Genomic DNA, 8,232 nt, shown 5'->3' with positions numbered 1-8,232 from the left:
GCCATGATGGTGTCCCCTCGTACCACATCGCCGCCGACCACCGAGGCGCCCGCGACCTGGCACTCGTCGCGCAGGCCGTCCATCATCTCGGTGGGCCAGGCGACGGGGAGTTCGGCGGGGACCACCAGGCCGAGCAGCAGCGCGGTCGGTACGGCGCCCATGGCGGCGATGTCCGCGAGGTTCTGGGCGGCGGCCTTGCGGCCGACGTCGTAGGCCGTGGACCAGTCGCGGCGGAAATGCCGGCCCTCCAGCAGGATGTCGGTGCTCGCCACGACCCGCCGGTCGGGCGCGGCGACCACCGCGGCGTCGTCGCCGGGGCCGACCCGGACCGCCGGGTTGGTGGTGAGCCGCGAGGTCAGCTCCCTGATGAGCCCGAACTCGCCCAGCTCACCGACGGTGCCCTTCATTGCCCTTACGCCCCTTCTGTCCCTGTGCCCGTGCCGGTCCCCGTGCCTGATCCCGTCCGCATCCCGTCGTATCCGGTGCGCGACCGCCCGTACGGTGTGCGCGATGTGTGCGATGCCTTCGGTGCGTGCGATGTCCGTGGTGCATGCGGTGTGTGCGGTGTCGCTACGGTCGACGGTACGGCCGCCCCGGCCGTCAACGTCCGCCGCCCGTGCACCCAGGCGCGTGTGCGCCGGTCCGCGCACATCTCCCCGTGGCGAGCGGCGACGCGATACCGTGGCGTTCCTTTTCCCCACATGATCCTCGTGGCCGCCCTGGAGGTTCCGTGGTACAGGCGTACATCCTGATCCAGACGGAGGTCGGCAAAGCGTCGACCGTCGCCGAGACGATCAGCAAGATCCCTGGTGTCATCCAGGCCGAGGACGTGACGGGACCCTATGACGTCATCGTCCGCGCCCAGGCGGACACCGTCGACGACCTGGGTCGGATGGTGGTCGCGAAAGTCCAGCAAGTGGACGGCATCACGCGCACCCTGACCTGCCCGGTCGTGCATCTGTAGCCCCCGTCTACGCTTGGCCGGTGAATTTCTTCCGTCACCGGTCCCCCGGCCTGACCCCGCTCGTGCTCGTGCTCGCGATCACCGTCGCGGGTTGCTCATCAGCAGACGACACCGCCTCCGCGACGGTTCCGTCGCCGGACGCGACGGTGACCGAACTGTGCGGAAAGCTCGACGATGCGCTGCCCGCGACGGTGGCCGGTCAGGACCGCGAGGACCCTGAACCGGCTTCCGCGCTGACCGCGGGGTGGGGGAGCCCGGCGATCATACTGCGGTGCGGGGTCGAACGGCCCCCGAAGATGATCGATCCGAAAGTGGCGGAAGGGGGCGACCCCGATGCCGTCGCGGGCGGGGTCGACGGCGTCGACTGGTTGCAGGAGAAGGCCGACGACGGGGCGTTCCGGTTCACGACCGCGTCGCGCGTGGCGTATGTCGAGGTGATGGTGCCCGGGGAGCGCGAGAGCGACAGCTCGGGGGTGCTGGTGGATCTCGCCCCGGCGATCAAATCGGCGATCCCGGAAGGAATCGCCGACTGATCACGACCGATCATGACTGATCGCCGACCGATCGCCGGGGACGTACGATCCCTCGGCTACGGCGGGGCGACTACCTGAGGCCCGTGGCGCGGCTCAGTGCCGCCTGGATCAGGCGGTCCACCAGCTCGGGGTAGCTCACACCACTCTTCTCCCACATCAGGGGATACATCGAGATGGGCGTGAAGCCCGGCATCGTGTTGATCTCGTTGATCACGAACTCGCCGGACCCGGTGAGGAAGAAGTCCGCGCGGACCAGCCCCTCGCAGGACACCGCCTCGAACGCCGCCACGGCGAGTCGCTGGACCTCGGCGGTCTCCTCGCCGGTCAGCGGGGCGGGCACGACCCCGGGCGTCGAGTCGATGTACTTGGCCTCGAAGTCGTAGTACGCGTGCTCCTGCGGCGGCGGGATCTCGGCGGGTACGGAGGCCCGCGGGCCGTCCTCGAACTCCAGCACCCCGCACTCGATCTCCCGGCCCCGCAGCGCGGCCTCGACCAGGATCTTCGGGTCGTGGCGCCGGGCCTCGGCGACGGCCTCGTCCAGGCCGGACAGGTCGTCGACCTTGGTGATGCCGATGGAGGAGCCGGCGCGGGCCGGCTTCACGAACAGCGGCCAGCCGTGCTCGGCGGCGAAGCCGACGATCCGCTCGCGGGCGGCGGACTCCTCGCGCTCCCACTCGCGGGGGCGGATCACCAGGTACGGGCCCACCTTCAGCCCGAAGGAGGTGAACACCCGCTTCATGTACTCCTTGTCCTGGCCGACGGCCGAGGCGAGCACACCGGAGCCGACGTACGGCACACCGGACAGCTCCAGCAGACCCTGGAGGGTGCCGTCCTCGCCGTACGGGCCGTGCAGCACCGGGAAGACCACGTCGACCTCGCCGAGCGCCTTGGGCACCGAGCCGGGTTCGGCGTAGACGACTTCACGGTTCGAGGGGTCGACGGACAGCATCACGTCGCCCTCGCCCGACTCGGCGAGGTCGTCGACGCTGGGCGTGCGGCGCGCGGAGATCGCCATCCGCTCGGGCTCGTCGGCGGTGAGCGCCCAGCGCCCGTCCTGCGTGATGCCGATCGGCAGGACCTCGTACTTGGTCCGGTCGATGGCCCGCAGTACGGCTCCGGCGGTGACCACGGAGATCCCGTGCTCGGAGCTGCGCCCACCGAACACGACGGCCACACGCGGCTTACGGAAGGGCTGCCCGGCACTCTGGGGGAGGTTGTCGCTGCTCATATCGCGTTGAGCGTACCCGGTGCCCCGGCGCGGACCTAGCTACCCGGGCGGGGGCGTCGCACACGCGACCAGACGGTCGCGGACGGGGTCCGCGGGGGCACGTCGGTGGCTGCGCGGGCTTGGCCGGGCTTGGGGCTGGGCTTGGCCGGGCTCGGCTTGGCCTGGCGCGTCGCGAGGGTCGTGGTGGCGATTCGGCTTGGCGTTTCGCGGGGTCGCCCGGTGCCGTCCCGACTCGGCGCCTCACGAGATGACCCGGTGCCGAATTAGGTCGGCGCTTCACGGGGACGCCCGGTGCCATTTCGGCTCGGCGCTTCACAGGGTGGCCCTGTGCCGTCCCGACTCGGCATTTCGCGGGATCACCCGGTGCCGAATTAGGTCGGCGCTTCACGGGATCGCCCGGTGCCGTCAGGACTCGGCGTCCTTCCGGATTCCTCGGTGCCGCTCCGGTCAGGGGCGACGCCAGGACTCCGAGCGGCCTTCCGGGCCGGCCCAACGCCGGGACACTGAGCGCCATTCCGGGTCACGCCCTCCGGGACCCCTCAGCGCCGCTCCGGCCAGGCACAACACCGGCACTCTGAGCGCCGCTCAGCCCTGCGCACCCCCGCCCTTGCTGCCGCTCCGGCCAGGCGTCCTCCCGAGCCGAGCGCTCCACCGGGCCCCTCGATTCCACTTGGGCCCGCCAACCTCCCCGGCCCTTCAGACCTCCGGCCCAGCGTCCTCCCGGACCTCGCGGCACTCGCCGGCCCAGCCTCCTCCCGAGACGCGAGCCTCTCAGCACCACTCCCGCCACGCACAACGCCGGGACGCTGAGCGCCACTCCGGTACGACGCCCCGCCAGGCCACTCAGCCCATACCGGCCCGGCGCCCAGCCAGGCCACTCAGCGCTACTCCCGCCAAGCGCCCAGCCCAGCCCCTCAACACCCCTGCTGCCCGGCGCAAACGCCGCAACTCTCAGGCACGGCCCCGACTCGCCCCCGCCGAACCCTCAGGACCGACGTGGCTGCTCTCTCAACGCCCGTCCCGCCCGACACCGCCGCCGCGCCACCCAGCTCACCAACCCGCCGATTCCCTCGGCACGGCCCGGCGTCACCTCGCCGAGCGCCTCACCACCATCCCCGCTGGCTCGGCCCGGCCCCACCGAATCCTCACCACGCCCCCGCTGGCCTTCAACACCATCCCGCCAGGCCCGCCGGACCCCCGACACCACCCCGACACCGCCCCGCCAAACCCCTCAACACCACCCCCACCTGGCAGGCCGCGCCCGGCCTCAACGCCGTTCCGGCTTCGCGCTGCGGGACATCAGTTCCTTCAGGGCGACCACCGGGGGCTTGCCCTCGTGGACGATGCCGACGACCGTCTCGGTGATGGGCATGTCGACGCCGTGGCGGCGGGCCAGATCACGTACCGACTCGCAGGACTTGACGCCCTCCGCGGTCTGCCGCGTGACGGCGATCGTCTCCTCCAGGGTCATGCCCTTGCCGAGATTGGTGCCGAAGGTGTGATTGCGGGACAGCGGTGAGGAGCAGGTGGCGACCAGGTCGCCCAGGCCCGCGAGGCCGGAGAAGGTCAGCGGGTCGGCGCCCATGGCGAGGCCGAGGCGGGTGGTCTCGGCGAGCCCGCGGGTGATGAGGGAGCCCTTGGCGTTGTCGCCCAGGCCCATGCCGTCCGCGATGCCGACGGCCAGCCCGATGACGTTCTTCACGGCGCCGCCCAGCTCGCAGCCGACGACATCGGTGTTGGTGTACGGGCGGAAGTACGGCGTGTGGCAGGCGGCCTGGAGCCGCTGGGCGACGCTTTCGTCGGCGCAGGCCACGACCGACGCGGCCGGCATCCGCGCGGCGATCTCCCGGGCGAGGTTGGGTCCGGTGACGACGGCGATCCGCTCCGGGTCACTCTTCGTGACGTCGGCGATGACCTCGCTCATCCGCATCGTGGTGCCGAGTTCGACGCCCTTCATCAGGGAGACGAGGACCGTGTCCGGTGCCAGCAGCGGCGTCCAGGCGGCGAGGTTGTGGCGCAGGGTCTGCGAGGGGACCGACAGCACGGTGAAGTCGGCGTCCGCGGCGGCCTCGGCGGGGTCCAGGGTCGCGCGCAGATTCTGCGGCAGCTCGACGCCCGGGAAGTAGTCGGGGTTGGTCCGCGTGGAGTTGATGGCGTCCGCGACCTCCGCGCGGCGCGCCCACAGAGTGACATCGCACCCCGCGTCGGCCAGCACGATGCCGAACGCCGTCCCCCACGAACCGGCACTGAAGACCGCCGCCTTGACCGCCTTGCTCACTTGCTCCGCCCCTCCGCCTGCTTGCCCTGCGTCTGTGCCCTGGTCCGCGCCCTGGCCCGTGCCTTGGTCTCCGGCCTGTCCTGCGCCTTGGTCTGTTCCTGGGTCCGACGGCGCTGCTCGATGCGCTCGCGACGCGGATCGTAGGGCATGGCGGGCGCCCGCTCGCCGCGGATCTCCTCCAGCAGGGCGGTGACGGCGGCCATGATGACCTCGGTCGCCTCCCTGAGCACCTCGGCGGTCATCTCCTGGCCGTAGAAGCGGGAGAGGTCGACCGGCGGTCCGGCCAGCACATGGTGGGTCTTGCGCGGCAGCGGACTCGGCTTCCTGGCGTACGGCGGCAGCAGTTCGTTGGCGCCCCACTGGGCGACGGGGACGACCGGGCACCGGGTCTTCAGCGCGACGCGCGCGGCGCCGGTCTTGCCGGTCATGGGCCAGCCGTCCGGGTCGCGGGTGATGGTGCCCTCCGGGTAGAAGGCGACGCACTCACCGCGCTCCACGGCGTCGATGGCGGCGCGGAAGGCGCTGAGCGCGTCGGTGCTCTCCCGGTAGACGGGGATCTGCCCGGTGCCGCGCATCGCGGCGCCCACGAACCCCTTCCGGAAAAGACCGCTCTTCGCCAGGAATCGCGGAACGCGTCCGGTGTTGTACTGGAAGTGCGCGTACGCGAGGGGGTCCACGTGGGAATTGTGGTTCACCACGGTGATAAATCCACCCTCGGCCGGAATGTGCTCCATTCCGCGCCAGTCCCGCTTGAGCAGAACCAGCAGGGGCGGTTTGCAGATCACCGCGGCCAAGCGGTACCAGAAGCCCTTTCTGCGGCGGGGCACGCGAACACCTTCCTCTTGGGCCTGGGGGGCCGCACAAGTGTCGCCCCAGGCCGCCTGTCTGTCGAGAACACCGTACGCCCGCCGGTCCCCGGCGACGGCTCCCGCAAGAACCCTCGCGCGCTCCCGTCGAGGGAACCCCGGACCGGCCCGGGTGACAATGGCCGCGACAAGAGAGAGACGGAAACGCTGGTGCAGTGGACCTTGGTGGTACCCCTCAAGCCCTTGGCCCGAGCCAAGAGCAGGCTCGCCGACACGGCGGCGGACGCCCTGCGGCCGGGCCTGGCGCTGGCCTTCGCCCAGGACACGGTGGCAGCGGCCCTGACCTGCCCCGCGGTGGCCGGTGTGGCAGTCGTCACGGACGACGCACTGGCCGCCCGCGAGCTGTCCGCACTGGGCGCGAGCGTTCTCGCCGACGAACCGGGCCGTGGTCTGAACCCCGCGCTGGAGTTCGGCGCGGCAAAGGTACGGGCCGCCCGCCCCAATAGCCCGGTAGCCGCTCTCAACGCCGATCTCCCGGCACTGCGCCCGGCGGAATTGGCCCGGGTCCTGGACGCCGCCGCGCAATTCCCGCGCGCTTTCCTGCCGGATGCCGCGGGTGTCGGCACCACACTCCTCGCAGCGGGTCCCGGCATGGAATTGCTCCCGACATTCGGCACGGATTCCCGGGCCCGCCACCGCGCCTCGGGCGCCACGGAACTCATCCTCGACACGGTGGATTCCGTACGGCAGGACGTGGACACCGGCATCGATCTGCGGGCGGCCCTGGCACTGGGTGTCGGCCCCCGTACGGCGACGGCGACCGCGCGGCTGCTGATCTTTGGGCAGTAGGCTGCGGTCATGCAGGCGACCGCATACACGTACGACGCCGGGACCCGCAGCGGCCAGGTGCTGCTGGACGACGGCACACCGGTGCCCTTCGACACCGCCGCTTTCGACGCGGGCGGGCTGCGGCTGCTGCGTCCGGGGCAGCGGGTGCGGATCGAGACGGAGGGCGAGGGCGAGGCCCGCCGGATCACGCTGGTGACGCTCCAGACGCTGTAGCCGGGCTGGCGGCGGCCTTCCCGGCCCGCTCGGAACAGAGAAAACCCCAGGTCATGACAGTGGACCGGGCAGAGAACGCCGCGGGCCGGGCTCCCGCGGGAGTCCGGCCCGGCGCGTGAGTGCCCTGCGGTCCGCCTACTTGCGGGCGGTGGCCTTCTTGGCGGTGGTGGTCTTGCGAGCCGTCGACTTCTTGGCGGGGGCCTTCTTGGCCGTCGCCTTCTTCGCCGGGGCCTTCTTCGCCGTCGCCTTCTTGGCGGTGGTCTTCTTCGCCGCCGTCTTCTTGGCCGCCGCCGTGGTCTTCTTGGCGGTCGTCTTCTTGGCGGCGGTGGTGGCCTTCTTGGCCGCGGCGGTGGTCTTCTTCGCCACGGTGGTGGTCTTCTTGGCGACCGCCCTGGTGACCGCCTTCTTCGCGGTGGTCTTCTTGGCCGCGGCCTTCTTGACCGTGGCGGAGGCGCCACCGGTCAGGCTGCCCTTGGGGGCCTTCTTCACGGCGATGTCGCCCTTCGGGAGCTTCTTCGAGCCGCTGACCAGGTCCTTGAACCCCTGGCCCGCGCGGAAGCGGGGCACGGAGGTCTTCTTGACCCGAACCCGCTCGCCCGTCTGGGGGTTACGGGCGTAGCGAGCGGGACGCTCGACCTTCTCGAACGAGCCGAACCCGGTGACCGAGACCCGGTCGCCCGCGACGACCGCGCGGACGACGGCGTCCAGGACCGCGTCGACGGCATCGGCGGCCTGCTGACGGCCGCCCATCTTGTCGGCAATCGCTTCTACGAGCTGCGCCTTGTTCACGTCTTCCCCTTCGGAGACATTGCCAGAACGAAAGTGTTCAAGCTTTTTCGCACGTTAGGCAGATATATACCGCAAATCAAACACGAAACGGGCTTATCACCCTTGTGCCGCAACGGACTCGACTGCCCTGGCCCGTTCAGCGTTCCTCGTCGGGGAATCGACCCTCGTCGAGGTCCGCGGTGAACGTCTCCAGACGCCTTGCCGCATCGGCGAGATCGTGCTTGGCCGCGGCCGTAATGACCAGCAGCTTCCGGGTCAGCGCCATCCGTACGCCCTCCGGGACTTGCAGTGCGCGCACTCTTGTGTGCGCTTCCTTGAGCTGGTCCGCGACCGCCGCGTAGAGCTGGAGTTGGCCGTCGTGTCCCATGCACAGATTGTGCCATCTGGGGCGAGTTGTCGCCTGCTCGGGGGGCAACTGCCCCCTCTAACGGCCCTTCCACGGACCGCCGCGGTCCGGCCCGCCGGACCCGCCCGTCCCGCCAACCACCGCTGTGACATGGGAAGTTGCGAGCGGCTCCGGCGGGCCATGCGGCCGTACGGGTACAGAAACGGGGGTTACCCCCCAGGGGGCG

The 8,232-nt window shown here is 70.9% G+C and carries 10 protein-coding genes; 4 read left to right on the top strand and 6 right to left on the bottom strand.

Annotation, left to right across the window (positions count from 1 at the left end):
* The coding region (locus tag ACFXAZ_RS38755) for an AIR synthase related protein (protein WP_384601562.1) at positions 1-407 on the bottom strand (407 nt) is incomplete at its 3' end.
* 323 nt (positions 408-730) lie between these two features.
* On the opposite strand from ACFXAZ_RS38755, the gene ACFXAZ_RS38750 reads away from it, so the two are divergent.
* Positions 731-964, top strand: a complete 234-nt coding sequence (locus tag ACFXAZ_RS38750) for an Lrp/AsnC family transcriptional regulator (protein ID WP_003997603.1) — start codon at positions 731-733, stop codon at positions 962-964.
* 20 nt (positions 965-984) lie between these two features.
* The gene (locus tag ACFXAZ_RS38745; protein ID WP_384601558.1) at positions 985-1,497 is read left to right on the top strand and encodes a DUF3515 domain-containing protein; all 513 of its coding nucleotides are present in this window, start codon (positions 985-987) and stop codon (positions 1,495-1,497) included.
* Between the two features lie 70 nt (positions 1,498-1,567).
* Here ACFXAZ_RS38745 and ACFXAZ_RS38740 read toward each other — a convergent pair whose 3' ends face one another.
* From ACFXAZ_RS38740 to ACFXAZ_RS38730, 3 genes are all read right to left on the bottom strand, one after another.
* Complete coding sequence (locus ACFXAZ_RS38740) at positions 1,568-2,725, bottom strand: D-alanine--D-alanine ligase family protein (RefSeq protein WP_384601555.1); 1,158 nt, start codon at positions 2,723-2,725, stop codon at positions 1,568-1,570.
* A 1,267-nt stretch (positions 2,726-3,992) separates the two neighbouring features.
* Complete coding sequence (locus ACFXAZ_RS38735; RefSeq protein ID WP_384601552.1) at positions 3,993-5,003, bottom strand: NAD(P)H-dependent glycerol-3-phosphate dehydrogenase; 1,011 nt, start codon at positions 5,001-5,003, stop codon at positions 3,993-3,995.
* Positions 5,000-5,830, bottom strand: coding sequence for a lysophospholipid acyltransferase family protein (locus ACFXAZ_RS38730; protein WP_384601549.1), 831 nt, complete (start codon positions 5,828-5,830; stop codon positions 5,000-5,002). Before ACFXAZ_RS38730 ends, ACFXAZ_RS38735 begins: the two co-directional genes overlap by 4 nt.
* Before the next feature lie 189 nt (positions 5,831-6,019).
* Between ACFXAZ_RS38730 and cofC the strand changes: the two genes are divergently transcribed.
* Together cofC and ACFXAZ_RS38720 are read left to right on the top strand one after the other, a co-directional pair.
* A complete protein-coding gene (cofC, locus tag ACFXAZ_RS38725; RefSeq protein ID WP_384601547.1) occupies positions 6,020-6,658 on the top strand; it encodes a 2-phospho-L-lactate guanylyltransferase in 639 nt (212 codons plus the stop codon).
* Between the two features lie 9 nt (positions 6,659-6,667).
* On the top strand, positions 6,668-6,871 hold the full coding sequence (locus ACFXAZ_RS38720) for a hypothetical protein (RefSeq protein WP_382685243.1): 204 nt from the start codon (positions 6,668-6,670) through the stop codon (positions 6,869-6,871).
* A 135-nt stretch (positions 6,872-7,006) separates the two neighbouring features.
* On the opposite strand, the gene ACFXAZ_RS38715 is transcribed toward ACFXAZ_RS38720, so the two are convergent.
* Both ACFXAZ_RS38715 and ACFXAZ_RS38710 read right to left on the bottom strand, forming a co-directional pair.
* On the bottom strand, positions 7,007-7,660 hold the full coding sequence (locus ACFXAZ_RS38715; protein WP_384601543.1) for an HU family DNA-binding protein: 654 nt from the start codon (positions 7,658-7,660) through the stop codon (positions 7,007-7,009).
* A 136-nt stretch (positions 7,661-7,796) separates the two neighbouring features.
* Entirely contained in the window at positions 7,797-8,027 is a 231-nt protein-coding gene (locus ACFXAZ_RS38710) for a hypothetical protein (protein WP_382685247.1), read from the bottom strand.
* Positions 8,028-8,232 lie beyond the last annotated feature (205 nt).

The sequence above is a fragment of the Streptomyces sp. NPDC059477 genome (assembly GCF_042749375.1).
Lineage (GTDB): Bacteria > Actinomycetota > Actinomycetes > Streptomycetales > Streptomycetaceae > Streptomyces.
The sequence above is the reverse complement of the archived record's forward strand: the minus strand, read 5'-3'. Positions and strand labels throughout refer to the sequence as shown.

Bases quoted from the DNA above. Each gene is read 5' to 3' on its own strand.
- ACFXAZ_RS38740 (WP_384601555.1), bottom strand. From the start codon at position 2,725: ATGAGCAGCGACAACCTCCCCCAGAGTGCCGGGCAGCCCTTCCGTAAG.
- ACFXAZ_RS38720 (WP_382685243.1), top strand. From the start codon at position 6,668: ATGCAGGCGACCGCATACACGTACGACGCCGGGACCCGCAGCGGCCAG.
- ACFXAZ_RS38710 (WP_382685247.1), bottom strand. From the start codon at position 8,027: ATGGGACACGACGGCCAACTCCAGCTCTACGCGGCGGTCGCGGACCAG.